The 26769-nt window shown below is 73.3% G+C and carries 24 protein-coding genes; 6 read left to right on the plus strand and 18 right to left on the minus strand.

Annotated elements, in window-relative coordinates; all coding sequences use genetic code 11:
• Positions 1-39: 39 nt before the first annotated feature.
• The 6 genes from ACH5A8_RS08940 to ACH5A8_RS08965 all read right to left on the minus strand — a co-directional run bounded on the left by ACH5A8_RS08940 (position 40) and on the right by ACH5A8_RS08965 (position 6498).
• Positions 40-726 (minus strand): response regulator, encoded by a 687-nt coding sequence (locus tag ACH5A8_RS08940; protein WP_398999512.1) that lies wholly within the window; start codon positions 724-726, stop codon positions 40-42.
• Positions 723-3374 carry an ATP-binding protein gene (locus ACH5A8_RS08945; protein WP_398999515.1) on the minus strand — a complete coding sequence of 884 codons (2652 nt, stop codon included), beginning with the start codon at positions 3372-3374 and terminating at the stop codon, positions 723-725. The genes ACH5A8_RS08940 and ACH5A8_RS08945 overlap by 4 nt, the downstream gene beginning before the upstream one ends.
• A gap of 278 nt (positions 3375-3652) precedes the next feature.
• Positions 3653-4345 (minus strand): ABC transporter ATP-binding protein, encoded by a 693-nt coding sequence (locus tag ACH5A8_RS08950; RefSeq protein ID WP_398999517.1) that lies wholly within the window; start codon positions 4343-4345, stop codon positions 3653-3655.
• Positions 4346-4590: 245 nt separating this feature from the next.
• Entirely contained in the window at positions 4591-5355 is a 765-nt protein-coding gene (locus tag ACH5A8_RS08955; protein WP_398999520.1) for a DUF3710 domain-containing protein, read from the minus strand.
• A gap of 1 nt (position 5356) precedes the next feature.
• A complete protein-coding gene (gene dut, locus ACH5A8_RS08960) occupies positions 5357-5917 on the minus strand; it encodes a dUTP diphosphatase (RefSeq protein ID WP_398999522.1) in 561 nt (186 codons plus the stop codon).
• A complete protein-coding gene (locus ACH5A8_RS08965; RefSeq protein WP_398999524.1) occupies positions 5914-6498 on the minus strand; it encodes a PaaI family thioesterase in 585 nt (194 codons plus the stop codon). Before ACH5A8_RS08965 ends, dut begins: the two co-directional genes overlap by 4 nt.
• 57 nt (positions 6499-6555) lie before the next feature.
• On the opposite strand from ACH5A8_RS08965, the gene ACH5A8_RS08970 reads away from it, so the two are divergent.
• Positions 6556-7044: a DUF3093 domain-containing protein gene (locus ACH5A8_RS08970; protein ID WP_398999526.1), complete on the plus strand. Its 489-nt coding sequence runs from the start codon at positions 6556-6558 to the stop codon at positions 7042-7044.
• Positions 7045-7278: 234 nt separating this feature from the next.
• Here the strand turns inward: ACH5A8_RS08970 and ACH5A8_RS08975 are convergent, their stop codons facing one another.
• The 4 genes from ACH5A8_RS08975 to ACH5A8_RS08990 form a co-directional block, all read right to left on the minus strand.
• Positions 7279-8232, minus strand: coding sequence for a hypothetical protein (locus ACH5A8_RS08975; RefSeq protein ID WP_398999528.1), 954 nt, complete (start codon positions 8230-8232; stop codon positions 7279-7281).
• 13 nt (positions 8233-8245) lie between these two features.
• The gene (locus ACH5A8_RS08980) at positions 8246-8542 is read right to left on the minus strand and encodes a DUF4193 domain-containing protein (RefSeq protein WP_005481602.1); all 297 of its coding nucleotides are present in this window, start codon (positions 8540-8542) and stop codon (positions 8246-8248) included.
• 393 nt (positions 8543-8935) lie between these two features.
• Positions 8936-10237, minus strand: a complete 1302-nt coding sequence (locus ACH5A8_RS08985; protein ID WP_398999530.1) for a sensor histidine kinase — start codon at positions 10235-10237, stop codon at positions 8936-8938.
• A 6-nt stretch (positions 10238-10243) separates the two neighbouring features.
• Positions 10244-10897, minus strand: coding sequence for a response regulator transcription factor (locus ACH5A8_RS08990; protein WP_009191109.1), 654 nt, complete (start codon positions 10895-10897; stop codon positions 10244-10246).
• A 502-nt stretch (positions 10898-11399) separates the two neighbouring features.
• Here ACH5A8_RS08990 and ACH5A8_RS08995 point away from each other — a divergent pair.
• Positions 11400-11573: a hypothetical protein gene (locus ACH5A8_RS08995; RefSeq protein ID WP_019981855.1), complete on the plus strand. Its 174-nt coding sequence runs from the start codon at positions 11400-11402 to the stop codon at positions 11571-11573.
• Positions 11574-11669: 96 nt separating this feature from the next.
• On the opposite strand, the gene ACH5A8_RS09000 is transcribed toward ACH5A8_RS08995, so the two are convergent.
• A complete protein-coding gene (locus ACH5A8_RS09000; protein WP_398999532.1) occupies positions 11670-12485 on the minus strand; it encodes an inositol monophosphatase family protein in 816 nt (271 codons plus the stop codon).
• A gap of 7 nt (positions 12486-12492) precedes the next feature.
• Positions 12493-13620 (minus strand): ferrochelatase, encoded by a 1128-nt coding sequence (locus tag ACH5A8_RS09005; RefSeq protein ID WP_398999534.1) that lies wholly within the window; start codon positions 13618-13620, stop codon positions 12493-12495.
• Between the two features lie 146 nt (positions 13621-13766).
• On the opposite strand from ACH5A8_RS09005, the gene ACH5A8_RS09010 reads away from it, so the two are divergent.
• Positions 13767-15005, plus strand: coding sequence for an MFS transporter (locus ACH5A8_RS09010; protein ID WP_398999536.1), 1239 nt, complete (start codon positions 13767-13769; stop codon positions 15003-15005).
• Complete coding sequence (locus ACH5A8_RS09015; RefSeq protein WP_398999538.1) at positions 14965-16284, plus strand: D-arabinono-1,4-lactone oxidase; 1320 nt, start codon at positions 14965-14967, stop codon at positions 16282-16284. The genes ACH5A8_RS09010 and ACH5A8_RS09015 overlap by 41 nt, the downstream gene beginning before the upstream one ends.
• Here ACH5A8_RS09015 and ACH5A8_RS09020 read toward each other — a convergent pair.
• Positions 16208-17140, minus strand: a complete 933-nt coding sequence (locus tag ACH5A8_RS09020; RefSeq protein ID WP_398999540.1) for a hypothetical protein — start codon at positions 17138-17140, stop codon at positions 16208-16210. The two genes, ACH5A8_RS09015 and ACH5A8_RS09020, sit on opposite strands and share 77 nt — an antisense overlap.
• A gap of 487 nt (positions 17141-17627) precedes the next feature.
• On the opposite strand from ACH5A8_RS09020, the gene sepH reads away from it, so the two are divergent.
• Complete coding sequence (gene sepH, locus ACH5A8_RS09025) at positions 17628-18668, plus strand: septation protein SepH (RefSeq protein ID WP_398999542.1); 1041 nt, start codon at positions 17628-17630, stop codon at positions 18666-18668.
• A gap of 61 nt (positions 18669-18729) precedes the next feature.
• On the opposite strand, the gene ACH5A8_RS09030 is transcribed toward sepH, so the two are convergent.
• Entirely contained in the window at positions 18730-19581 is an 852-nt protein-coding gene (locus tag ACH5A8_RS09030; RefSeq protein WP_398999544.1) for a sulfurtransferase, read from the minus strand.
• Between the two features lie 270 nt (positions 19582-19851).
• On the opposite strand from ACH5A8_RS09030, the gene ACH5A8_RS09035 reads away from it, so the two are divergent.
• Positions 19852-20685, plus strand: coding sequence for a VOC family protein (locus tag ACH5A8_RS09035; RefSeq protein ID WP_398999546.1), 834 nt, complete (start codon positions 19852-19854; stop codon positions 20683-20685).
• A 239-nt stretch (positions 20686-20924) separates the two neighbouring features.
• Here ACH5A8_RS09035 and ACH5A8_RS09040 read toward each other — a convergent pair whose 3' ends face one another.
• The 4 genes from ACH5A8_RS09040 to ACH5A8_RS09055 are packed head-to-tail and all read right to left on the minus strand — an operon-like array spanning position 20925 to position 26479.
• On the minus strand, positions 20925-21575 hold the full coding sequence (locus ACH5A8_RS09040; RefSeq protein WP_398999548.1) for a thymidine kinase: 651 nt from the start codon (positions 21573-21575) through the stop codon (positions 20925-20927).
• Between the two features lie 59 nt (positions 21576-21634).
• Positions 21635-22825: an alkaline phosphatase family protein gene (locus ACH5A8_RS09045; protein WP_398999550.1), complete on the minus strand. Its 1191-nt coding sequence runs from the start codon at positions 22823-22825 to the stop codon at positions 21635-21637.
• A complete protein-coding gene (locus tag ACH5A8_RS09050) occupies positions 22825-23421 on the minus strand; it encodes a DUF5998 family protein (RefSeq protein ID WP_398999818.1) in 597 nt (198 codons plus the stop codon). The genes ACH5A8_RS09045 and ACH5A8_RS09050 overlap by 1 nt, the downstream gene beginning before the upstream one ends.
• A gap of 52 nt (positions 23422-23473) precedes the next feature.
• On the minus strand, positions 23474-26479 hold the full coding sequence (locus ACH5A8_RS09055; protein ID WP_398999552.1) for a GNAT family N-acetyltransferase: 3006 nt from the start codon (positions 26477-26479) through the stop codon (positions 23474-23476).
• Between the last annotated feature and the right edge of the window lie 290 nt (positions 26480-26769).

A 26769-nucleotide genomic window follows, 5' to 3' on the forward strand; every position in this document is an offset into this window, starting at 1 on the left:
GAAGCGTACCGGGGTGCGCCGAGGTCACCGTCATCGCGCTCACCTCTCGAAGCGGTAGCCCATCCCGGGCTCCGTGACGAAGTGCCGGGGGTGCGAGGGGTCGGCCTCCAGCTTCCGGCGCAGCTGGGCCATGTAGACGCGCAGGTAGTTGGTCTCGGTGCCGTACGACGGCCCCCACACCTCCTGCAGCAGCTGCTTCTGGCTGACCAGGCGGCCGGTGTTGCGCACCAGCACCTCCAGCAGGTGCCACTCGGTCGGGGTGAGGCGTACGTCCCTGCCGGCCCGGTTGACCTTCTTCGCGGCCAGGTCGACGGTGAAATGCTCGGTCTCCACCGTGGTGACCTCGTCGTCGCCGGCCCCGACGGGCTCGGCGCGGCGCACGGCGGCGCGCAGCCGGGCCAGCAGTTCGTCCATGCCGAAGGGCTTGGTGACGTAGTCGTCGGCGCCGGCGTCCAGGGCCTCGACCTTCTCGTCGGAGGAGTGCCGGGCGGACAGCACGAGGATCGGCACCCGGGTCCAGCCGCGCAGGCCCCTGATCACCTCCACGCCGTCCATGTCGGGCAGGCCTAGGTCGAGGACGACCACGTCGGGGTGGCGGGAGGCGGCCAGGTCGAGGGCGGTACGGCCGTCGCCCGCGGCGTCGACCTCGTACTGGCGCGCCTTGAGGTTGATCACGAGGGCGCGCACGATCTGCGGCTCGTCGTCGACCACCAGCACCCTGGTCATGAAACCTGCCTTTCGGAATGTACGGGGCCGAGCGCCCCGCCGGGACGGGAGGGCTCGGGGCGGGACGGATCCGGGCCGGACGGATCCGGGCCGGACGGATCCGGGCTTGACGGGTCCGGACCGGACGGCTCGGGGCGCAACGGTTCCGGGCGCGGGCCGGCCGCTCGCAGGGTGAGCACCATGGTGAGGCCGCCGCCGGGCGTGTCCTCGGCGCCGAGGGTGCCGCTCATGGCCTCGGCGAAGCCGCGGGCCACCGCGAGGCCGAGGCCGACGCCCGCCCCGCGCGGGGCGTCTCCGTGCCGCTGGAAGGGCTCGAAGATGCGCTCCTTGGCCTCGTCCGGCACTCCGGGACCCCGGTCGACGACGCGCACCTCGACCCGGTCGGCGATGGCGCTGGCGGACACCAGGACCGGTTCGCGGGCCGGGCTGTACTTGACGGCGTTCTCCACGATGTTGGCCATCGCGCGTTCCAGGAGACCGGCGTCCACGGCGACCATGGGCAGGGTCTCGGGGACGTCCAGGTGGACGCTGCCCTCGGGGACGCCGCCGAGGGCCATCGGGACCACCTCGTCGAGGTCGATCTCGCGGATCAGCGGGGTGACGGTGCCGGTCTGCAGGCGGGACATGTCCAGCAGGTTGCCCACCAGGTGGTCGAGGCGGTCGGCGCCCTCCTCGATGCCCTCCAGCAGCTCGGCCCGGTCCTCCTCGGACCACTCGACGTCCTCGGAGCGGAGCGAGGAGACGGCGGCCTTGATCCCGGCGAGCGGGGTGCGCAGGTCGTGGCTGACGGCGGCGAGCAGCGCGGTGCGGATCCGGTTGCCCTCGGCGAGGGCGCGGGCCCGGTCGGCCTCCTCCTGGAGGCGGCGGCGGTCCAGCACGACGGCGGCCTGGGCGGCGAAGGCGGCGAGCACCCGGCGGTCGGAGGCGGGCAGGACCCGGCCGGTGAGCGCGAGCGCCATGTGGTCGCCGACCGGCATGTCCACGTCGGCGTCCTCGGGGCGCTGGAGGGGGCGGTCGGCGCCGACCCGGCCGGCGCACGTCCAGGGTTCGACGTCGCTCTGCCGCTCCAGCAGTGCCACCGACTCCATGCCGAAGGTCTCGCGGACCCGTTCGAGCAGTGCTTCGAGACTGGTCTCGCCGCGCAGGACGCTGCCCGCGAGGAAGGACAGTATCTCCGCCTCGGCGCGCAGCCGGGCGGCCTGGTGCGTGCGGCGGGCGGCGAGGTCCACCACGGAGGCGACGGACACGGCGACGCCGACGAAGATCGCTATGGCGACGATGTTCTTGGGGTCGGCGATGGTGAGCCTGTGCAGCGGGGGCGTGTAGAAGTAGTTGAGCAGGAACGATCCGACGGCCGCCGAGGCGAGTGCCGGGAGCAGTCCGCCGAGCAGGGCCGCCGCCACCGTCAGGGCGAGGAAGAGCAGCATGTCGTTGGCGAGGCCGAGGTCCACGGTGCTCAGCAGGAGCCCGAGCAGGGCGGGTCCCGCGACGGCCATCAGCCAGCCCGACACGATCCGGGCCCGGCCGAGCCGCGCGCCCCGGGCCACGGGCAGTCCGCGCCCCTTGGCGATCTGTCCGTGGGTGACGATGTGCACGTCGAGGTCGGGGCCGGACTCGCGGGCGACCGTGGCGCCGACGCCGGGTCCGAAGACGTACTGCCAGCTCTTGCGGCGCGAGGAGCCGAGCACGATCTGGGTGGCGTTGACGCCGCGCGCGAAGTCGAGCAGGGCGGCCGGTATGTCGTCGCCGACCACGTGGTGGAAGGTGCCGCCCATGTCCTCCACGAGGGTGCGCTGAAGGGCGAGCTCCTTCGGGGAGGCGGAGGTGAGGCCGTCGCTGCGGGCGACGTAGACGGCCATGACCTCGCCGCCGGCGCCCTTCTCCGCGAGGCGGACCGCCCGGCGGATCAGGGTGCGGCCCTCGGGGCCGCCGGTCAGGCCGACCACGATCCGCTCGCGTGAGCCCCAGATCCGCGACACCTGGTGTTCGCTGCGGTAGCGCTGGAGGTACTCGTCGACCCGGTCGGCCACCCACAGCAGGGCCAGTTCGCGCAGGGCCGTGAGGTTGCCGGGCCGGAAGTAGTTGGACAGGGCCGCGTTGACCTTGTCGGGCTGGTAGATGTTGCCGTGCGCCATGCGGCGGCGCAGCGCCTCGGGCGACATGTCGACCAGTTCGATCTGGTCGGCGCGGCGGACGACCTCGTCGGGGACGGTCTCCCGCTGCCGTACGCCCGTGATCGACTCGACGACGTCGCCGAGCGACTCCAGGTGCTGGATGTTGACGGTGGAGACGACGTCGACGCCGGCGGCGAGCAGTTCCTCCACGTCCTGCCAGCGCTTGGCGTTGCGGGAGCCGGGGACGTTGGTGTGGGCGAGTTCGTCCACGAGGGCGACCGCCGGGGCGCGGCGCAGCACGGCGTCGACGTCCATCTCGGTGAAGGCGCTCCCCCGGTGGGTCAGCTCGGCGCGGGCTACCTGTTCCAGGCCGTGCAGCATCACCTCGGTGCGGGGACGGTCGTGGTGCTCGACGAACGCGACGACGCAGTCGGTGCCGCGCTCCACCCGGCGGTGCGCCTCGGAGAGCATCGCGTACGTCTTGCCGACGCCCGGTGCCGCGCCGAGATAGATCCGGAGCTTGCCGCGTCCCATGGCCTCATTGTCTTCCGTCACCTGTGTGCACGCTGCGTCGACCTTACGGCCAGCAATCGCGACAAAGGGGGCCGGGTGGGGGTGGGCGGCGGTCTTTGACGCATCTCTGACGTCGGCCGCTCGGAGGCGGCGGGCGTGCCGGGCGGGCATGAGGAACGGTCGTTCCGAGAGGCCATGGGCGCGGTGGACCGGACCACCGGTCGGTGCGGCGCGGTGGGCCGGACCGCCGGTCCGTGCGGCGCGGTGGGCCGGACCGCCGGTCCGTGCGGCGCGTTCGGTCAGTGTTCGACTATCTCGCCGTCGCGCAGTTCCAGGACGCGGTCGGCGAGGCCGAGCAGGGTCTGGTCGTGCGTGGCGACCAGCGCGGTGACCTGCCGGCTGTGGACGACGGCGCGCAGCAGCTCCATCACGGCGAGCCCGGTCTCCGCGTCGAGCTGGCCGGTCGGCTCGTCGGCTATCAGGAGCGCGGGGTCGTTGGCGAGCGCGCGGGCGATGGCCACGCGCTGCTGCTGGCCGCCGGAGAGCTCGCCGGGCCGCTGCCGGGCGTGGTCGGCGAGTCCGACGAGGGAGAGCAGCAGCTCCACGCGCTCCTCGCGCTCGCGCGGGTCCACGCGGCGCATCCGCAGCGGCACCCCGATGTTCTCGGCGGCCGTGAGGATCGGGATGAGCCCGAAGGACTGGAAGACGAACCCGACGCGGTCGCGGCGCAGCGCCAGCAGGCCGTCCTCACCGAGCCCGGAGAGGTCGTGCCCGTCGACCTCGACCCGGCCCTCGTCCGGCTCGTCGAGCCCGCCGACGATGTTGAGCAGCGTGGTCTTCCCGGAGCCGGAGCGGCCCTTGAGGGCGACCAGTTCGCCGCACGGCACCTCGAAGGAGACGCCGCGCAGCGCGTGCACGGCGCCGGCCCCCTGCCCGTAGGACTTGTGGACGTTCTCGACGCGCACCATCGTCTCGGTGACGACCTGGCTCATGTGCCCTCCCCGCTGTGCTCCCCCGTGGACCGGGCGCCAGTATCGCCACCGGCGCCCGTCCCTTCAATCCTCCAACGCCCGGCACCGCGTCCGGGTTCCCGGACCCACCGCGGACGACCGGCGCCCAAGGCAGCAGAAAGGGCCGCTCCCCCGGGGGCGGCCCATGTGCTCTGCGGCCGAGCGGATCCGCCCGGCCCGTCGGCCCGCCGCGGCCGGGGCGAGCCGCCGGGTCCGGACGAGAGACCTCAGCGCACCTCGGTGATCTCCGGGCCGCGCTGCAGCTGGCCCATGCCGCCGGAGAAGCGGGACTGGCCCTCCTCCTGCTGCACGCCCTCGGGCACCATCTGCGCGTCGTTCGGCAGCTTCAGGACGATCGGGTCGCGGGGCGCCATCGGGCCCTCGCCGCGGACCACCACCGTGTCCCGGAAGATCTGCTCCAGCAGCCCGGCCGCCTGCGGCTGCACCGCTCCCTGGCCGGAGATCACTCCCCGCAGGAACCAGCGGGGGCCGTCCACGCCGACGAACCGGACGACCTGGAAGCCGCCCGTGCCGTCCGGCAGCTGCACCGGGACCTGGGCGCGCAGCTCCCAGCCCAGCGGGCCCTCGACCTCGTCGACGATGCCGCCCTGCTGGGTGATGCCGGTGCCGATCTCCTCGCGCACCTCGCCCCAGATGCCCTCGCGCTTGGGCGCGGCGAAGGCCTGCAGCTGTACGGCGCTGTCCCCCAGGACGACGGTAGCCGCGACGATCGCGTCGCCCGCGACCTCCACCCGCAGCTCCATGCCGTCGACACCGGGCACGAACAGTCCGCCCAGGTCCACCCGGCCTTCGTTCGGGTCGCGCACCTCGGAGCTGTCCCAGGGCCCGTCGGGCCGCGGTTCCGGCTCCAGCCGCACCCGCTCGCGCTCGCCCTCTTCTTCGTCCGCCTCGGTGTCGACGCTGTCGACGACCTGCTCGGCCTCGCCGGCCGCGTCCTCGGCGGCACCCTTCGTCTTGCGACGTCCGAACACGTCACTGTCCTTCCCGGTCGGATACGACCGAAGCGTATCGATTCCCACCCGCCGGGCCGCTCATGGCGGCCCGGCCGCTTGTGCCGCTCACGCCGTCCACCGCGGCGTGGCCACCGGTGGACCCGAAGCCCCCCTCGGCCCGCGCCGAGTCGGGAAGTTCCGCCACCTCCTGGAAGCGGACCCTCTCGACCTGCTGGACGACCAGTTGGGCGATCCGGTCGAAGCGCTCGAACCGCACGGACTCGCGCGGGTCGAGATTCACCACGATCACCTTGATCTCCCCACGGTACCCGGCATCAACCGTCCCTGGGGCATTCACGAGGGCGACACCGCACCGGGCGGCGAGGCCGGAACGGGGATGCACGAAGGCCGCGTACCCCTCGGGGAGCGCGACAGACACGCCCGTGGGCAGTACGGCCCGCTCGCCGGGCGCGAGTTCGCAGGCCACGGTGGTGCGCAGATCGGCCCCCGCGTCGCCGGGATGCTCGTACGCCGGAAGCGGTACCTCGGGGTCGACCCGCCGGATCAGCACGTTCAGGGTCTCGCGGCCCTCGTCGCTCACGGGTTCACCTCGAAGGCGCGGGCGCGCCGGAGCTGGTCCGGGTCGTCCATGGCGGCGCGGATCTCCTCCTCGCGGCCGTGCCGCACGAAGTGGTCGACCTCGACCTCGATGAACAGGGCTTCGGCGCGGACGGCGACCGGCCCGTCGGGGCCGCCGATGCGGCCGGTGGCCGTCGAGTAGATCTTCCGGCCGGCCACCGCGGTGACCTCGGCCTCCAGATGCAGCGCGGTCCCGACCGGGACGGGGCGCACGAAGTCGGTCTCCAGGCGGCCGGTGACGGCGATGGTCCGCAGCAGCCAGTTCAGTGAGCCGAGGGTCTCGTCCAGGGCGGTCGCGAGGATCCCTCCGTGCGCCAGGCCGGGCGCTCCCTGGTGCGCCGGCCGCACGGTGAACTCGGCGGTGACGCGGACGCCGTCGTCGGCGCGCGCCTGCAGGTGCAGGCCGTGCGGCTGGTCGCCGCCGCACCCGAAACACTCGCCGTAGTGCGCGCCGAGGAGTTCGCCGGGTGCGGGCGCGTCGGGGTGCCGTACCGGCTTCACGGCGTCGACGGGGGGCTGAAGAGCTGCGGAACTACCACTCACAGGCGCAGACCTTACCCGCGCCTGTGGCTGTCGCGGGCACCGTGCCAAGCTAGCTTCATGCAGCTCTCCGCCCAGCCGTACGAAGAACGTCTCACCGCGCCCCGTTCCTGGTGGCTGATCAGCTTCCTCGTCGGTGTCTCGTTCGCCCTGATCGTCTTCCCCTTCGGCACCCTGCCCATGCTCGGCGGCCTGGTCGGCGGCACCGCCGCCGCGGCGGTCGTGGCGAGCTCGTACGGCTCGATGCGCATCCGGGTGGTGGGGGGCAACCTGATCGCGGGCGAGGCGAAGGTGCCGGTCACGGCGCTGGGGACGGCGGAGATCCTGGACGCGGAGGAGGCGCGCGCCTGGCGCACCCACAAGGCCGACACCCGCGCCTTCCTGCTGCTGCGCGCCTACATCCCCACGGCGCTGCGGGTGGAGGTCACCGACCCGCAGGACCCGACGCCGTACCTGTATCTGTCGACGCGCGAGCCGCAGCGGCTCGCGGACGCCCTGCGCGAGGCCCGGGCGGCGGCGGAGGCGAAGGCGAAGCCGGAAGCGGCGTAGGCCACGAGCGGCGTCGGCCGGCGCGGACGCGGGTCCGCGCCGGAACGGGGAAGGCGGGGGCGGGGCCGCACCCGAAGCAGGGACGGGCCGGAGCCAGGGGCCGGGCGGCGCCGGGGACCAGCCGACGCCGGCCGACGCCGGAATCCCGGACGCGCCGCAGGCAGCGACGAGCCGAGGCCGGGGATCCGGGACGCGCCGGGCCGGGTCCGGAGGGGCCGGGCGCCGTGCGGTGGTTCAGTGCTCGCCGTCCGTCACGTCCTCGTCCGTGATCGGCAGCGGGGCCTCGGGGGTGTCCAGGGGCGGCAGGGCCGGCAGTTCGTCCCACGGGACCTGGATCTTGCGCAGGTCCGCGCGGACGCGGCCCGCGAGCTTCTTGGTGTCGCGCCGGTTGATCACGGCGCCGACGGCCGCTCCCACCAGGAACGGCATCAGGTTCGGCAGATCGCGCACCATGCGCTTCATGATCTGCTGGCGCAGCCGGCGTTTGGTCTGGCCGCCGAGGGCGGCGTCGATCGTCATGGGCTTGCGCACGTCGATCCCGCGCTCCCCCGACCAGGAGGACAGATACGCGGTGCTGCGGGCCTTGAGCGGCCCGGGCGGCCGTACTCCGTAGACCTCGTGGAGCTCGGCGATCAGCTTGAGCTCGATCGCGGCGACTCCGGTGATCTCGGCGGCCAGTTCGGTCGGCATCGCGGGCGGCACCGGCAGCATGGCCGCCGCGCCGATCCCCGCCCCGACCGTGGACGTGGCGTTGGCGGCACCCGTCACCAGCTTGTCCGCCAGCTGCTCGGGGCCGAGGCCCGGGAACTGCGCGCGGAGCGTGGCGAGGTCGCGTACGGGCACGCGCGGGGCGATGTCGATGACCCGGTCGGCGAGGTGGGACAGCGCCGCCCTGGCGAGGCTGCCGCTCTTGCGCACGCCGCTCACGGCGGCTCCACCGGCTCTGCCGCCGATCGCCGCGATGCGCCGCCGGGCGAGGGGCGCGGGTCCTTCCGCCGGGCCGGCGTCACCACGCCTGGACACCCGTGCGAGCGAGACCGATCCCGTCGATGCTGTCGCATCTGTCCGGATGGACGGACGGGATGGGTCTCGCTCGTGGTCACGCGCGCCGTTGGAGCCGTCGGACGGCTCCGAGTCCGCTTTCCCGCGGGGGAAGCGGCGCTTCCAAGGAGGGGTCGAGCCGGTCACGGCCGACCCTGCCTCAGTCGCAGTCGCGGCAGATCGGCTGGCCGTTCTTCTCGCGGGCCAGCTGACTGCGGTGGTGCACCAGGAAGCAGCTCATGCAGGTGAACTCGTCCTGCTGCTTGGGCAGTACCCGGACGGCCAGTTCCTCATTGGAGAGGTCGGCGCCGGGCAGTTCCAGGCCTTCGGCGGCCTCGAACTCGTCGACGTCCACAGCGGAGGTCGACTTGTCGTTCCGCCTGGCCTTCAGTTCTTCAAGACTGTCCGAGTCGACGTCGTCGTCGGTCTTGCGTGGGGTGTCGTAATCGGTTGCCATGTCGCTCTCCCCCTCTGGGTGTCTGCGGTGTCTCCAGCGCACGTAACGCGTGAGAGGCCGGACTTGTGCCCGACCTGAGGCGGAGATTTTGCCTCACATCAAGGTCTGTTACTCAATCGACACCCAACCGATCTCCCCAAGAGTGATCGGCTTGGATGGCGATGGGGACCGTACACGGTTCGAATGCCGCAGTCCAAAGCGGTCTCACCGTGTACTTCCCGTGATCAGGGCCCTCGAAAACCCGGATTTTCCCGGCTTTCCGACCCCCTTCATGATCACTCAGAGTAGATGGCCGGAAAACCGCCCATGTGATCGATCGCACATGAAGAGGTTGCTGAGGGCACCCGATAATTCAGCCCAAAGCGAACATCCCCGAGTGTCGAGGTCATGCTCTCAGACGGGCAGGGTGACACGCATCACGAGCCCGCCTCCCTCACGCGGCTGAGCGGCGATGTGCCCGCCGTGCGCCCGCGCCACGGAGCGGACGATGGACAGGCCCAGGCCGACGCCCTTGTCGCTGCCGGTGCGCTCGGTGCGCAGTCGTCTGAAGGGTTCGAAGAGGTTGTCGATCTCGTACGCCGGTACGACCGGCCCGGTGTTCGTGACGACCAGGACCGCCTGCCCGCGCTGGACGTCCGTGGTGACCTCCACCCAGCCGCCCTCCCGTCTCCCGCCACCGCCCTTCTGCGGAAGCGCTTCGCGCTGCGCCCCCTCATCGGCGACGTTGTAGCGCACCGCGTTCTGCACCAGGTTCAGCGCGATGCGCTCCAGCAGCACGCCGTTGCCCTGGACGACCGCCGGCCGGCGCTCGCCCCGGATCTCGACGCCCTTGGCCTCCGCCTCGCCGTGCACCTGGTCGATCGCCTGCGAGGCGACCTCGGCGAGGTCCACCGGCTTGCGCTCGACGATCTGGTTGTCGCTGCGGGCGAGCAGCAGCAGGCCCTCCACGAGCTGCTCGCTGCGCTCGTTGGTGGCCAGCAGGGTCTTGCCGAGCTGCTGCAGCTCCACGGGCGCCTCCGGGTCGGACAGGTGCACCTCCAGCAGCGTGCGGTTGATCGCGAGCGGGGTGCGCAGCTCGTGGGAGGCGTTGCCGACGAAGCGCTGCTGGGCGGTGAAGGCGCGCTGCAGCCGCTCCAGCATGTCGTCGAAGGTGTCCGCGAGCTCCTTGAGCTCGTCGTCCGGGCCGTCCAGCTCGATCCGCCGGGACAGGTCGGAGCCGGCCACCGCCCGCGCGGTGCGGGTGATGCGGCCCAGCGGCGCCAGCACCCGGCCGGCCATCGCGTAGCCGAAGGCGAAGGCGATGACCGCGAGGCCCAGCAGGGCCAGGAGCGAGCGGCTGAGCAGGCTGTCCAGGGCGACCTGGCGCTGGTGGTCGGTGCACGCGCTGATCGCGGCGTTGAACTCCGACAGCGACAGGTTGCCGTTGTTGACGCCCGGGCAGTCGCTGCTGGAGACCTTGAGGTTGTTGAAGTCGACGATCTTGAACAGCGGCTGGTTGCCCGTGCGCAGGGCCTGGGCGGCGAGCAGGTAGATGATCGACAGCAGCAGGATGCCGGCGATCAGGAACATGCCGCCGTACAGCAGCGTGAGCCTTATGCGGATGGTCGGGCGCAGCCACGGGAAGGGCGGGTCCGGCCTCCTGGGGTCCCAGGTGGGCTTCGGCGGCGCCTGGGGCGGCGCGGGGGTGGCGGCCACGGCGGATCAGATCCGGTAGCCGGAGCCGGGCACCGTCACGATCACGGGGGGTTCGCCCAGTTTGCGGCGCAGGGTCATCACGGTGACGCGCACGACGTTGGTGAACGGGTCCGTGTTCTCGTCCCAGGCCTTCTCCAGGAGCTGTTCGGCGGAGACCACCGCGCCCTCGCTGCGCATGAGGACCTCCAGGACGGCGAACTCCTTCGGGGCGAGCTGGACCTCCTTGCCGTCGCGGAAGACCTCGCGGCGGTTGGGGTCGAGCTTGATCCCGGCGCGCTCCAGGACGGGCGGCAGGGGCACGCTGGTGCGCCGGCCCAGGGCCCGCACGCGTGCCGTCAGCTCGCTGAACGCGAACGGCTTGGGCAGATAGTCGTCGGCGCCGATCTCCAGCCCCTCGACGCGGTCGCTGACGTCGCCTGAGGCGGTGAGCATCAGCACCCGGGTGGGCATGCCGAGCTCCACGATCCGGCGGCAGACGTCGTCGCCGTGCACGAGGGGGAGGTCGCGGTCGAGGACGACCACGTCGTAGTCGTTGACGCCGATGCGCTCCAGGGCGGCCGCGCCGTCGTACACGACGTCGACGGCCATGGCCTCCCGGCGCAGTCCGGTGGCCACCGCATCGGCGAGCAGCTGCTCGTCCTCGACGACGAGTACGCGCACGTCGCTTGTCCTTCCTGTGGCCGCCCGCGCGGCGCCGGTCCGGGCACGCGCGGGCAGGGGGTCTTCATGGGTGTGTGCCTCCATCCTGCCCTTTTCGGCCATAAGTCGGCTGTAAACCGAGGACGTCGGCCCTGCGACGGCCCGCCGTGCCATCGACGCCCCTCGCCGTGTCCTCGACGCCCACCGCAGACTGCTCGACGGCTCCTCGAGGACGGGTCGAACGGCGGATGAAGCGGGCGGGAACGCCGGAATTTTCTCGTGCGGCCGAGGTTTTGCCGCAAGGGGAGCGGGGGAGGACGGCTTTACACCCCGCGATCACGCTCTGCATGTGCCGCAGCACCATGCGGTACATGGCGATCCGCTTCCGCGGAGCGGGCGCGGGTGTCCGGCACCGTGGCCGCCCGGCAGGGCTGCGCCGGGCACCCGCAGCAGACGTGATCGTCCCTTCCCGACGGCACACCCCCGTGCCACCGACCCACGACCCAGGACGAGGGGGCGCAGCATGGACGCATTCACCGCAGGACTTCTGCAGCGCATAAAGGCGACCGAGTCCGACCTGACGCGGGCTCGCGACGAGGGCGACGACTTCCTCGTCGAGGTGGAGCTGGCCGAACTCGACGACCTGCGCCGCCTCGCCGCCGAACACGGTGTGGAGGTCGGCGTGTCCGGCGTCTGACCAGCCTGTACCCGATCGGCGACACGAGAACACGAGCGGGACCCCGGCGAATCCAGCGCCGGGGTCCCGCTCTTCTTCTCGCCCGTCCGTGCCCGGTCAGTCGTGCCAGGCGCCGAAGTCCTCCAGAAGGCCCTGGAGGGGCTCGAAGACGCCGGGAGAGGCGGCGACCGTCAGACCGCCCGAGGGGCGCTCTCCGGGGCGGCCACCGGTCACCGCGCCGGCCTCCCGGGCGATCAGGTCCCCGGCGGCGTAGTCCCACGCGTGCAGACCGCGTTCGTAGTAGCCGTCGAGGCGGCCCGCGGCCACGTCGCACAGGTCGATCGCGGCGGAGCCGCCGCGCCGGATGTCGCGCACCAGCGGGATCAGCCGCTGGGCGACCGCGGCCTGGTGGGCGCGGACCTCTGCGACGTAGTTGAAGCCGGTGGAGACGAGGGCCTGGTCCAGCGGCGGCGCGGGGCGGCAGGCCAGCTTGCGCTCGCCGGCCCAGACGCCGGTGGCCCAGGCGCCGCGGCCGCGCACGGCGTGGAACGTCTCGCCCCGCATCGGGGCCGTCACGACCGCGACGACGCTCTCGCCGTCCTGTTCGGCCGCGACGGAGACCGCCCAGGTGGGCAGCCCGTAGAGGTAGTTCACCGTGCCGTCGAGGGGGTCGATCACCCAGCGGATGCCGCTGGTGCCCTCGGTGGCGGCGCCCTCCTCGCCGAGGATGCCGTCGGCGGGCCTCCGGTCGGCGATCAGGTCGGTGATCAGCTTCTCGGCCGCGAGGTCCATCTCGGTGACGACGTCGATCGGGCTGGACTTGGTGGCGGCGACCGCCAGGTCGGCCGGGCGGCCGTCGCGCAGCAGTTCGCCGGCGCGGCCGGCGGCCTGGAGGGCGAGCTGGAGCAGTTCCGTGTGCAGGGCGTCGGTCACGGTGTCCTCACGCGTAGGGGCTGTCGGCGCCCGCGGCGGCGGGCCGGGCGGTGCGGGCCGGGCAGCAGCCCACCGGGCAGAGGTCGTGACTGGCGCCGAGCGGGCCCAGGGCGCACGGCGTGACACGCTGTCCGCGCTCGGCGGCGGCGCGCTCCAGGATCAGGTCGCGGATCCCCGCGGCGAAGCGCGGGTCGGCGCCGACGGTGGCCGAGCGGCGCACCGCAAGGCCCAGTTCCGCGGCCTTGGCCGTGGCCTCGGTGTCGAGGTCGTAGAGGACCTCCATGTGGTCGGAGACGAAGCCGACGGGCGCCATGACGACGGCCGGGACGCCGGCCGCGTGCCGCTCCTCCAGGTGGTCGCAGATGTCCGGTTCCAGCCACGGGATGTGCGGGGCGCCGGAACGGGACTGGTAGACGAGCTGCCAGGGGTGGTCCACGCCGGTGCGCTCGCGGACCGCGTCGGCGATCAGCCGCGCCACGTCGAGGTGCTCCCTGACGTACGCACCGCCGTCGCCGTGCTGCTCGACGGGGCCGGAGGTGTCGGCTGCGGAGAGCGGGATCGAGTGGGTGGTGAAGGCGATGTGCGCGCCGGAGCGGACGTCCTCGGGGAGGTCGGCCAGGGCCTCGACCACGCCGTCGACCATGGGTTCGACGAAGCCGGGGTGGTTGAAGTAGTGCCGCAGCTTGTCGACCCGCGGCGGCTCGAGGCCCTCGGCCGTCAGCGCGGCGAGCGCGTCGGCGAGGTTCTCGCGGTACTGGCGGCAGCCCGAGTAGGAGGCGTAGGCGCTGGTGGCCAGGACCAGGACGCGGCGGCGGCCGTCACGGACCATGTCCCGCAGGGTGTCGGTGAGGTAGGGCGCCCAGTTGCGGTTGCCCCAGTAGACGGGCAGGTCCAGACCGTGGCCGGAGAAGTCCTTGCGGAGGGCGTCCAGCAGGGCTCGGTTCTGTTCGTTGATGGGGCTGACGCCGCCGAACAGGAAGTAGTGCTGCCCGACCTCCTTGAGGCGTTCCTTCGGGATGCCGCGCCCGCGCGTCACGTTCTCCAGGAACGGGACCACGTCGTCCGGCCCCTCCGGGCCGCCGAACGAGAGCAGGAGCAGGGCGTCGTACGGGGTGACATCGAGCGCGTCTGGCATGTCTCGATCCTGCCACCCGGCGCCGACGGCCGGGATCCCGACCCGCGATCCCGGGTGCGTCGGGCGACGCCCGCCACGTAAGCTGTATCAGCATCCTTCGCGCCTTACCGGACCCCCGGAGACGCCTGACCGGACCCGGAGTCCCTGTGCCCAGCCCGTACCGCGCCCTCTTCGCCGCTCCCGGCTCCAAGGGCTTCTCCGCCGCGGGGTTCCTCGGCCGGATGCCGCTGTCCATGATGGGCATCGGCGTGGTCACGATGATCTCCCAGCTGACGGGGCGCTACGGACTCGCGGGCGCGCTGTCGGCGACCATCGCGCTGGCCGCGGCCGCGCTGGGGCCGCAGGTGTCGCGGCTGGTCGACCGCTACGGACAGCGCCGGGTGCTGCGGCCGGCGACGCTGGTCTCGCTGTGCGCGGCGGCGGGGCTGCTGCTGGCCGCCTGGTTCCGGTGGCCGGACTGGGTGCTGTTCGTGTGCGCGGCGGGGATCGGCTCGGTGCCGTCGCTGGGGGCGATGGTCCGGGCGCGCTGGGCGGCGCTCTACCGGGGGACGCCCCAGCTGCACACCGCGTACTCGTTCGAGTCGGTGGTGGACGAGGTCTGCTTCATCTTCGGGCCGATCGTCTCCATCGGGCTGTCGACGGCCTGGTTCCCGGAGGCGGGACCGCTGCTGGCCGCCTGCTTCCTGGCCGTGGGCGTCTTCTGGTTGACCTCGCAGCGGGCCACGGAGCCGAAGCCCCACCCGCGCGAGCACCACGTCGCGGGTTCGGCGCTGCGCTCGCGCGGGCTGCAGGTCCTGGTGGCCACCTTCGTGGCGACCGGGTCGATCTTCGGATCGGTCGACGTGGTCACCGTGGCCTTCGCGGACGAACGCGGCCACAAGAGCGCCGCGAGCATCGTGCTCGCGCTGTACGCGGCGGGCTCGTGCACGGCGGGGGTGCTGTTCGGCCTGCTGCGGCCGTCCGAGACGCCCGCCCGCCGCTGGCTGCTGGGCATATGCGCGATGGCCGTGAGTATGATCCCCCTCCTACTGGTCGGAAACCTGCCGTTCCTGGCCGTGGCGCTGTTCGTTGCGGGCCTCTCCGTCGCTCCCACGATGATCACGACGATGGCCCTCGTCGAAGAGCACGTACCGCGCGCGCACCTGACCGAGGGCATGACCTGGGTGAGCACCGGCCTCGCGGTCGGGGTGGCGCTCGGCTCGTCGGTGGCCGGCTGGGTGATCGACGCGGCCGGCGCGCGTTCGGGGTACGGGGTTCCGGCGGTGTCCGGGGCCGTCGCGGTCGCGGTCGGTTTCCTCGGGTACCGCCGGCTCAGCAGGCCGGCTCCGGGTCGGGGAGGCTCCGTTGGGCAGCAAGGCGAGCGCGAAGAGCGGCACGTGGCGTAACTGGGGCGGCAACGTCCACGCCCGTCCCGTGCGGGAGGTCGCTCCGGCGTCGGTGGAGGAGCTCTCCGCGGCCGTGCGGAAGGCCGCGGAGGACGGTCTGAAGGTGAAGGCCGTCGGTACGGGGCACTCCTTCACGTCGATCGCCGCCACCGACGGGGTGCTGATCCGTCCTCAGCTGCTGACCGGCATCCGCGGCATCGACCGGGACGCCATGACGGTCACGGTGGAGGCCGGCACCCCGCTCAAGAGGCTCAACATGGCGCTCGCCCGTGAGGGACTGTCCCTCACCAACATGGGCGACATCATGGAGCAGACGGTGTCCGGGGCGACCAGCACCGGCACCCACGGCACCGGCCGCGAGTCCGCCTCCATCGCCGCCCAGATCAGGGGCCTTGAGCTGGTCACCGCCGACGGCACGGTGCTCACCTGCTCCGCGACCGAGAACCCGGAGGTCTTCGCCGCCGCCCGAACAGGCCTCGGCGCGCTCGGCATCGTGACCGCGATCACCTTCGCCGTGGAGCCGGTCTTCCTGCTCACGGCCCGCGAGGAGCCGATGCCCCTGGACCGGGTGCTCGCCGAGTTCGACCAGCTGTGGGCGGAGAACGAGCACTTCGAGTTCTACTGGTTCCCGCACACCGGCAGCACCAACACCAAGCGCAACAACCGCAGCGCGGGCCCCGAGGAGCCGGTGGGGCGGCTGTCGGGCTGGGTCGAGGACGAACTCCTGTCCAACGGCGTCTTCCAGGTGGCCAACTGGGTCGGCCGGGCGGTGCCCGCCACGGTCCCGGCGATCGCCCGGGTCTCCAGCCGTGCGCTGTCCGCGCGGACGTACACCGACATCCCCTACAAGGTCTTCACCTCGCCGCGCCGGGTGCGCTTCGTGGAGATGGAGTACGCCGTCCCGCGCGCGGCCCTGGTCGACACGCTGCGCGAGCTGAAGGCGATGGTGGACCGCTCCGGGCTGCGGGTGAGCTTCCCGGTGGAGGTGCGCACCGCGCCCGCCGACGACATCACCCTGTCCACCGCCTCGGGCCGCGACAGCGCGTACGTCGCCGTCCACATGTTCCGGGGCACGCCCTACCAGCGGTACTTCACCGCCGCCGAGCGCATCTTCACCGCGCACGAGGGACGGCCGCACTGGGGCAAGGTCCACACCAGGGACGCGGAGTACTTCGCCGGGGTCTACCCGCGCTTCGGCGAGTTCACCGCGCTGCGGGACCGGCTGGATCCGCGGCGGCTGTTCCAGAACGACTATCTGCGGAGGGTGCTGGGGGCGTAGCGGACGCGCCGGGCGCGGGGGTGGTGCCGCCGTCGGTCCCGGTCGTGCCGTCCGCCGTGCCGGAACCGCCCGTGCCGGAGCCGCCGGTCCCGGTGCCGTCCGTCGCCGTCCCGCCGCCCGCCGTACCGTCCGTGCCCGTTCCGGCGCTTCCCGTGCCGCCGGTCCCCGTGCTCGCGGTGGCGTCCGGCGTCGGTACGGCGCCCGGCGCCGTACCGGTGCCGGGGCGGTCGGAGGCGGCGCCGCTCGGCGACGTGCCGCCCGACGTTCCGTCACCGGCCGCCGGACCGTCCGTGGACGAGGTGGACGGGGCCGGCGTGTCGTCGCCGGACGACGGACCGGCGTGCCGGCCGGCCACCGCGTCGCCGACCGTGGTGCCGTGCCCGCCGCTGAAGCTGTCGCCCGACATCGTCTCGTACACGGTGATGCCGCCCATGGTGACGCCGAAGACGAGGGCCGCCCCGAGCAGGGGGCGCTTCCAGCTCCTGATCCGGGCGCGGTGGACCGTGCCCGGCGAGAACTCTCCCGGCGGCGGCGCGGTCCGCTCGGCGGGGGCGGCGGCGCGCAGGCCCGCCGGGACGTCGGCCGGGCCCGGCCGGGACGCCACGGCCACCGTCCGGATCTGCTCGCCGGTGCGCCGGAAGAAGTGCTGGAAGACCGAGCCGCCGCAGGTGGCGATGACGCTGACGACGCCGGCTCCGAGGATCGTGCCGTAGACGCCGAAGTACGAGGCGAGCTTGGCGGCCACCACGGCCGCCACGGCGCTGCCCGCGACCTGGGCGGCGTTCAGCTCCAGCCGCTTCTTCGGTACCTCCTCCCCCGCGCTCGACGTCTCACCGCTGTCGGGCTTTTCGCGCATACCCGGACCTTGCCTGCCTCTCCCGTACACGGACGGATCTTCGGGACGTGATCGACCCACTGCACGAGAAAGGGACGTATGAGCGAAACCGTTAGTTCCGTTTCTGGCGATTACGTGAAGTACGCCACGTTCATGATCGATAAATCCGGTCAGGGACGGTCAAGTCCCGTCCACGGCCAGAAGTTGGGCGCGCGCCAATCCACGCACGTGGTCCAAATGGAGTAGTGTTGCGAGCCCTGGGTCCGGTCTCCCGCCAGGGTGTCCGGGACCCGCTGGACCGCCGGGAGGGGGCTGGTTGCACAGGGTGACGGAGTTGGTCACTTAGCGTTGCGAACAGGTAACCGTGCCATAACGGCGATCCAGGGCCCGCGCCCGACACGCCGGGCAACTCGGCAAGGTTGTGGCAGGCTGCACCCGGGCAGGCCACACTCGACTAGCGGAAGCAGCGACGCACGTGACGTCGGCAGGCACCACCCGGGAGGTCCCCATGCCCGAACTGCGTGTCGTGGCCGTCTCCAATGACGGCACACGGCTGGTGCTGAAGGCTGCGGACAGCACGGAGTACACGCTTCCCATCGACGAACGGCTCCGCGCCGCCGTGCGCGGCGACCGTCCCCGCCTCGGCCAGATCGAGATCGAGGTGGAGAGCCATCTCCGCCCCCGCGACATCCAGGCGCGGATAAGAGCGGGTGCGACCGCGGAAGAGGTCGCCCAGCTCGCCGGCATCCCCGTCGACCGCGTCCGGCGCTTCGAGGGCCCGGTACTGGCCGAGCGCGCCTTCATGGCCGAACGCGCCCGCAAGACTCCGGTCCGCCGCCCCGGCGAGAACTCCGGCCCGCTGCTCGGCGAGGCCGTCCAGGAGCGGCTGCTGCTGCGCGGTGCCGAGAAGGACACCGTCCAGTGGGACTCCTGGCGTCGCGACGACGGCACCTGGGAGGTCCTGCTCGTCTATCGGGTCGCGAGCGAACCGCACTCGGCGAGCTGGACCTACGACCCGCCGCGTCGCCTGGTGCAGGCCGTCGACAGCGAGGCACGCTCCCTCATCGGCGAGTCCGACGACCTCGGGGCGCCGGAGCCGAGCTTCCCGTTCGTGCCCCGCATCGCCCGGCTGCCGCGCGACCGTCCGCTGGACCGGGACTTCCGCGACCGGGACCGTCCGGCGCTGCCCGCGCAGGGCTCCGAGCCGGCCGAGGAGAGCACGGGCGAACGCGACTCGCTGACCAGCCTGCTGGAGGCGGTGCCCAGCTTCCGCGGCGACCTGGTGGTGCCCGAGCGGACGCCGGAGCCGGCCGCGGAGTCCGAGCAGGACGTGGAGCTGGAGGAGCCGCCGGCTCCCGCGGCCTCCGCCGGCGCGGGATCCGCCTACGCCGACGTGCTCATGCCCCGCTCCGTCGGCAGCCACCGCGACCGGCTGATCGGCGCGACCGACCGCCAGGCCGAGGCGGACGGCGTCCGCCCCGGCCGCCGCGCCGCGGTCCCGAGCTGGGACGAGATCGTCTTCGGCACCCGCCGCAAGAAGCAGGAATAGCAAGGCTGTACGAGCGTGAGGGCCGCCCCCGGGGGACGGCCCTCCCCTCCGCGCCCCGCGGCTACTGCGGGTCCGGTCCCACGGCCACCGGCCTGGCCGGGTCCGAGGACCACTCCGACCACGAGCCGACATACAGGGCCGCCGGGATCCCCGCCACGGCCAGGGCCAGCACCTCGTGCGCGCCGGAGACCCCGGAGCCGCAGTAGACGCCCACCTCCGTGCCCTCCTTGGCGCCCAGCACCTCGAACCGCGCCTGGAGTTCGGCCGCGGGCAGGAACCGTCCGTCCGGGCCGACGTTCTCGTTCGTGGGCGCGGACACCGCGCCCGGGATGTGACCGCCCACCCGGTCGATCGGCTCCACCTCGCCCCGGTACCGCTCCCCCGCCCGCGCGTCGAACAGCAGCCCGGACCGCGCCAGCGCCCCGGCCGCGTCGGCGTCGAGCAGCGGCACCGCGCCCGGCGTCGGCGAGAAATCGCCCTCGACGGGCTCGGGCACCGTGGTCTCCAACGGCCCCTCCCAGGCCGCGAGACCGCCGTCCAGGACCCGTACGTCGGGGTGCCCCGTCCAGCGCAGCAGCCACCAGGCGCGGGCCGCGGCCCAGCCCTGACCGCCGTCGTACACCACGACCGGCCGGCCGGAGCCGACCCCGGCGCGGCGCATCGTGGCGCCGAACTCCTCGACGTCGGGCAGCGGATGGCGGCCTCGCCCGCCCGGCGCGGAGGCCAGTTCGCGGTCCAGGTCGACGAAGACGGCGCCGGGCAGGTGCCCGGCCGCGTAGGCGGCGCGCCCGTCGAAGGGCGGCTCGCCGGCCGCCTTGGCCACGCTGAGCTGCCAGCGGACGTCCAGCAGCACCGGCGGATTGGCGCCCGCGAGGGCGGCGGCGAGCTCGGGTGCGGAAATGATGGCGTTCATGGTCACCATCCTCGCGCACGGGGTGGCCGTCGCGCCCGGGTCCGGCTAACCTGCTCGGCCGGACAGGCGCGATCACGAAGCGTATGGATTCGGCCACATGCCGTACAAGCGATCGACATGCGTCGGCAAGCACACCGAAAGGGGCGGGAGGGCAGGAGCCGGGCACACTCCGGTCAGTGCATCTCTCCCCGGCGGCGCCGCGCGCGCCGGTCCGGGGTCCGGGAAGCGGAATCGAGGCGGCCACCGCGAGGGGCCGAGAAGAGAGCGACGATGACCGAGGCACCGGAGCCGGCGACCGGCCTGAACGGCCGGACACACACCCGGTACCAGCCCGGCGCACCCTGCTGGGTGAGCCTGATGGTCCACGACATGGCCGTCACCCAGGCCTTCTACGGAGACCTCTTCGGCTGGGAGTTCGAGCCGGGCCCGCGCCGGCTCGGCCCTTACGTGCGGGCGTTGCTGAACGGCCGCGAGGTGGCCGGCGTCGGGCTGCTGCCCCCGGACCGCCCCCTGCCCGTCGCCTGGACGCCCTACTTCGCCTCCGACGACGTGGATCTGACGGCGGAAACGGTCCGTCTGTGCGGCGGCACGGTCGGGGTCGGCCCGCTGGACGCCGACAGCGCCGGACGGCTCTTGATCGCATCCGACCCCGGCGGCGCGGTCTTCGGCGTGTGGCAGGCGGCGGCGCACCTGGGCACGGACCTCATGGGCGTGCCCGGCACCCCCGTCTGGAACGAACTGCGGACCTTCGAGACGGCGAACGTCACCAAGTTCTACGGATCCCTGTTCGGTTACGCGGAGAGTCGGCGGGGACCGGACGCCACCGCGGAACCGGCGTCCGGCCCGCCCTCCGACTACGTGACGCTGACGCTCGACGGCCGCCCGGTCGCCGGCGTCCACGGCCTGGGCCACGCCCTGCCGCGTGAGCGGGGACCGCACTGGACGACGTACTTCGAGGTCGCCGACACGGACGAGACCCTCGAACGCCTGGCCGGACTCGGCGGCCGCGTCCTCACCCCGCCCCAGGACACCTCCTACGGCCGGGCCACCACGGTCTCGGACCCGGAGGGGGCGCGGTTCGCGTTGGTGCAGAGCGGGCGCTGACCGGGGGTCGGCGTCACCATGGTGACGCCGCTCGGCCCATGGCCAAAGGGCCGGTCCCCCCGGCCATGGGCCGAGCGGCGTTCGCACGGCGACGGCGAAGACCTCGCGGAGGGAATCGTCCGCACGCGTCGTTCGAGCGGGGGCGGATCGAAAGGTCTGCCCGATGACGTCGTGCCGGGTGCCCACGCGCGTCTTCCGGCGGATCACCGTCCGGGCCGGGGCAAGGATCGCTCTCCGCGTCAGGCCGGCGTGACCGGCAGCACGTCCGGGGAGAGGGCCGCCGCGTGGGCCGAGGCCGCGGTCATGCGGCGGCGGTGGTGGCGGCGGCACAGGACCTCGTAGCCGATCTCGTCGGCGGCCCGGGTGACGTCGCCGACGACCACCTGGGCGCCCTCGACGACCATGACGCCGCCCACCGTGCGGGCGTTGTGGGTGGCTCGGGCTCCGCACCAGCACAGCGCCTCCACCTGGAGCACCTCGACCCGGTCGGCGAGCTCGACCAGGCGCTGGGAGCCGGGGAACAGCTTGGAGCGGAAGTCGGTGGTGATGCCGAAGGCGTAGACGTCGATCTCCAGGTCGTCGACCACGCGGGCGAGCTGGTCGATCTGCTCCGGCGCGAGGAACTGCGCCTCGTCCGCGATCACGTAATCGGCGCGGCCACCCCGGGAGAGGTGGTCGACGAGATAGGCGTACAGGTCCACGCCGTCCTCGACCTCCACCGCGTCCGTGACCAGCCCGAGCCGTGAGGACAGCTTGCCCTCGCCCGCCCGGTCGTCCCGCGTGAAGATCATTCCCACCAGGCCGCGCGCCGAACGGTTGTGCTCTATCTGCAGAGCCAGTGTGGACTTCCCGCAGTCCATCGTTCCGGAGAAGAACACCAGCTCGGGCATGGCAGGACGGGCACCTTTCGGCGGAGCGGAGGGGGTGGACGGGCTGAGCGCGGGCGGCGTCAGGAACGTACTTCGAGGAGGGGCACCAGCTGCTCGGCAGGGGTCATCGAGCCGTGGTTGCCGACCATCGACGACTCCTTCGGCTCCCGCTCCGAGGCGATGAGCAGCACGTCGTCGCGGGCCGCGGCGATCACGTCGCCGAGCCGCTCGAACACGCGGTCGTCGACCCGCGGCCCGAACCAGCCCGCGTCGACGGCCTCGTCCCTGGACGCCACCCAGAACTGCTCGCCGAGCACCTCGCGCCAGCAGGTCAGCACGTCGTTCGCCGCGCCGGGCACGGCGTACACATGCCGGGCGCGTCCCTCGCCGCCGAGCAGGGCGACACCGGCGCGCAGCTCCCAGTCCTCGTCGAAGTCGAGGCGGTGCCGCTCGTCGAAGGGGATGTCGACCATGCCGTGGTCGGCGGTGACGTAGAGGGCGCTGCGGTCGGGCAGTTGTTCGGCCAGGCGCTGGACCAGCCGGTCGACGTGCATGAGCTGGCCGCGCCAGGTGTCGGAGTCCACGCCGTAGCGGTGGCCGGCGCCGTCGAGTTCGGAGTAGTACGTGTAGACCAGGGCGCGGTCGCCCGCGGCGAGCTGCTCGGCCGCGACGTCCATGCGCTCCTCGCCGGTCAGCCGGCCCAGGAACGTCCCGCCGGTGAGGGCGACCTTGGTCAGCGGGGTGTTCTCGAAGGTGGGCGAGGACACCTGCGCGCTGTGCACGCCGGCCCGCTGGGCCAGCTGGAAGACGGTGGGGTACGGCTGCCAGGCGCGCGGGTCGGTGTACGGCTGCCAGCGCAGCTGGTTCATCAGCGCGCCGGTGGCCGGGTCGCGCACCGTGTAGCCGGGCAGGCCGTGGGCGCCCGGGGGCAGGCCGGTGCCGACGGAGGCCAGGGAGGTGGCGGTGGTGGCGGGGTAGCCGGCGGTGATCGGGCGGCCGGTGCCGCCGCGCGAGCTGTCCAGCAGGGAGGTCAGGAAGGGCGCTTCCCCGGGGTGCGCCCGCAGCTGCTCCCAGCCGAGCCCGTCGATCAGGAAGACGCAGGCGCGGTCGACCGGCGTCAGCTCGGGGATCGCGGCCGTCATGTCCGGCACGCCCATGCCGGCGGCCAGCGTGGGCAGCAGGTCGGCGAGCGAGCCGGACCCGTACGCGGGCACGGGCGCGGAGGCGACGGCGAGGGGCTCCGGGTGGTCCCAGGCGGTGGACAGGGTCATCAGCGGGTGACGTCCGCGGTGGCCTCGGAGATGGCCTGGGCGAAGGCGAGGGCCTGGCGCACCGTCTCCGGGCCGTCGCCGGCCTCGCTGACGCGCAGGCTCAGGTCGTCCGCCGTCGAGTTGCCGGTGTAGCCGTGGTCGGCCTCGCAGTTGGGGTCGCCGCAGGCGGCGGGCTCCAGGTCGATGCGCGAGACTGCGCCCCAGCCGATGGTGAGGACCACCTCGCGGGGCAGCGTGCCCGGCGTGTACTGCTCCGGGTTGGCGACCATCCGGCTGACCACGACCGACGAGATCCGGCCGATCTTGACCGACTCCGTGGAGGTGGTCGCGTAGGGCGTCGGGGAGGTGGTGTCGGCGGCCTGCTCGTCGGTGTGGCTGACGATGAAGCGGTTGCCGGTGAGGACGAGCACCGTCACGTGGCGGCGCACTTCGTTCTGGTCGAAGGTGGTCTCCTGGTGGACCAGGTACGACCGGATGGGCTCGCCGCCCACGGCGGCCTCCACCGCCTCGGCCACGAGAGCCGGGTAGTAGCCGCTGCGTTCGATCGCCGCCCGCAGCCCCTGGGTCGTCGTACTGGTCTTGGCCATGCCGTCCATCCTACGGGGGCGCACCGACTGCGAGGCACCGCTGCGCGCGCGAGAAGCGCCCTCAGTACGCCGGGAGCGTGCGCGGCCCGAGATCGTCCCGGGCGGGCGGGGGCGCCAGGCGCACGCTGGCGCTCAGGACGCTCACCCCGTGCGGGGCGACGACGGCCGGCTCCAGAGTGACCGCGACCACTTCCGGGTGGTCGTCGACGAGCCGCGACACGCGCAGCAGCAGCTCCTCCAGGGCGGGCGTGTCGACCGGGGCCGAGCCGCGCCACCCGAACAGCAGGGGGGCCGTCCTGATCGACCGGATCATGGAGGTCGCCTCCCGGCCGGTGACCGGGACCAGCCGGTGCGCCATGTCGTCGAGCAGCTGGGAGGCGGCGCCGGCGAGGCCGAAGGAGAGCACGGCGCCGGCCGCCGGGTCGATGACCGCGCGCACGACGGTGTCGACGCCCCGGGGGGCCATCGCCTGCACCACCGGTCGCAGTTCCTCCGGCTTCCCGAACAGCTCGGTCAACTCGGCGTACGCCCGGCGCAGTTGCTCCTCGTCGGCGAGATCCAGGCGTACGCCGCCCAGGTCGGCGCGGTGGCGCAGGTGCGGGGCGGTGGCTTTCAGGGCGACGGGGTAGCCCAGGGCCCCGGCGGCCTGGACGGCGGTGTCGGGGGTGGGCGCGGGCAGGGCCCGGCGGACGTGGACGCCGTAGCGGCCCAGCAGCTCGCAGGTCTCCTCGGTGCCGAGCGTGAGGCCCTGCCCGCGGGCCAGCAGGGTGCGGATGAGGTCGGCGGCGCCCTTCTCGTCGATGTCGTCGTATTCGGGCACCTTGCCGGGGTCCGCGGCCTCGCGCCGCCACTGTCCGTACCGGACGGCTTCGGCGAGGGCGCGGACGGCGCGTTCGGCGGCGGGGTAGGCGGGGATGAGCCGCGGAACGGCGGCGGGGCGGGCGACGTCCGCGGCCGGGTCCGGGTCCGGGTCCATGGTGGCGCGGATCGTGGTGGGACCGGTGGTGACGCCGGTCGCGGTGGGGCCGGCCGCGGTGGTGGGGGCCGTGTCTGTGGCGCCGGGCGCGGGGGCCGGGGCCGGGGCGGTGCCGGGGGCCGTTCGCGGCGCGGTCGACGGCAGCGGGCGGGCGCCGCCGGCGGCCGGGGCGTCGCCGGGCAGGGGCTGCGGCCCGGCGGGGGGCTCGGCGCCGGGGCCGGCCTGCGGTCCCGTGCTGGCCGCGGCCGACAGCGCCTCCGCCAGGCCGCCCAGCTCGACGTGGACCACCAGCACCGGCTTGCCCGGCGTCTTCGCGGCGGCCGACCGCAGCGCCTCGGCCAGGGCGGCGTCCTCGGCGGCGCCCTCCCCCAGGGCCGGTATGGCGGTCACGACCACCGCGTCGCTGGTCTCGTCGGCGAGCGCCCGGGCCAGCGCGGCCCGGAAGTCCTCCGCGGACGCCGCGGTCGTCAGGTCCTGGGGCGGCTGCGGGCGCAACCCCTCGGCGAGGCACCGGTCGTACGTCAGTACGCCCAGCGACTCGGAGTTGCCGAGGATCGCCACCCGGGGGCCCGGGGGCAGCGGCTGCCGGGCGAGCAGCAGTCCGGTGTCGACCAGTTCGGTGATGGTGTCCACCCGGATCACGCCGGCCTGCCGCAGCAGCGCGGACACCGTGGCGTGCGGCAGCCGGGTGGCCCGTACGGCGTGTCCCTGGGGGCCCGACCCGGCGCCCTGGACGACGACGAGCGGTTTGGCCGCGGCCGTGCGCCGGGCGAGGCGGGTGAACTTGCGCGGATTGCCGATGGACTCCAGGTACATCAGGGCGACGTCGGTGTCGGGGTCGTCGTACCAGTACTGCAGGACGTCGTTGCCGGAGACGTCCGCGCGGTTGCCGGAGGAGACGAACGTCGACACGCCGGTGGTACCGGTGACCCCGCCGCCGCGCCGGTGCAGCCGGGACAGCAGGGCGATGCCGATGGCTCCGGACTGCGCGAACATCCCGATGCGGCCGGGGCGGGGCATCTCGGGGGCGAGGGAGGCGTTCAGCCGGATCCCGGGCGAGGTGTTGACGATCCCGAAGGCGTTCGGCCCGATGATGCGCATGCCGTACGCGCGCGCGTGCCGTACGAGGGCGCGCTGCCGCTCGCGTCCCTCGGGCCCGCTCTCGGCGTACCCGGCGGAGATCACGACGAGGCCCTGCACGCCGTGCTCGCCGCACTCGGTGACGACCTCGGGGACGTGCTCGGCCGGTACGGCCACCACCGCGAGGTCGACCGGCCCGTCGATCTCCCGCACCGAGCGGTGGGCGGGCACCCCGTCGATGTGCGTCCGGTCCGCCTCGAAGGCCCGGTTGACGGCGTACAGCTGACCGGTGAACCCGGCGTCACGGATGTGGTCGAGGATGCTGCGGCCCACGCCGCCGTGCGCGCGGCCGACGCCGACGACCGCGACGGAGCCGGGGGCGAGCAGCCGGCGCACCGACCGTCCCTCGGCGCGTTGTTCCCGCGCGCGCTGCACGGCCAGCGAGCGGTCGGTGGGCTCGATGTCGAACTCCAGGCGGACCACGCCGTCCTCGAAGCTGCGCTTCTGGGTGTACCCGGCGTCCGTGAACACCTTGATCATCTTGGTGTTGGCCGGCAGCACCTCGGCGGTGAAGCGGCGGATGCCCCGCTCCCGGGCGACGGCGGCGATGTGTTCGAGCAGCGCGGAGGCGACCCCGCGCCCCTGGTGGGCGTCCTGCACCAGGAAGGCGACCTCGGCCTCGTCGGACGGCCCGTCGGCGGGCCGTCCGGTCGCGCCGATGCGGTCGTAGCGCACGGTGGCGATGAACTCGCCGCCGATCGTGGCGGCGAGCCCCACCCGGTCGACGAAGTCGTGGTGGGTGAAGCGGTGGACGTCCTTCGCGGACAGGCGCGGGTAGGGCGCGAAGAAGCGGTAGTACTTGGATTCGTCCGACACTTGTTCGTAGAAGCTGACCAGCCGGTCCGCGTCCTCGGCGGTGATGGGACGGACCCGCGCGGTGCCGCCGTCGCGCAGCACCACGTCGGCTTCCCAGTGGGCTGGATACTCGTGCCGGTCCGACGAGGTCTGCATGGGCCCCAGGGTACGGCCAGGGTCTCTCGTTCGGATCACGCCGGATCGGGCCGCGAGTCCGGCATGATCCGCACCGGGGGCCCTGGCGTCCGGCAGGGGCCCGGGGCAGTCTGTGGAGACACGCACCGCCCAGGAGGACCCGCCGGAGCCCGCCCGAGGCGTCGGAACCGGCGGAGATCCCCGGCCCTGCCTCCGCTCGGGGGCCGTGATCGGACGCCGCGCCCCGGACGTGACGCGCGCCGCTCGGGGCGGTGCCGCACATGTGGGAAACTGGTCTAGACAACCTGCTA

It is taken from the genome of Streptomyces sp. NPDC018610, from assembly GCF_044391765.1.
GTDB lineage: Bacteria > Actinomycetota > Actinomycetes > Streptomycetales > Streptomycetaceae > Streptomyces.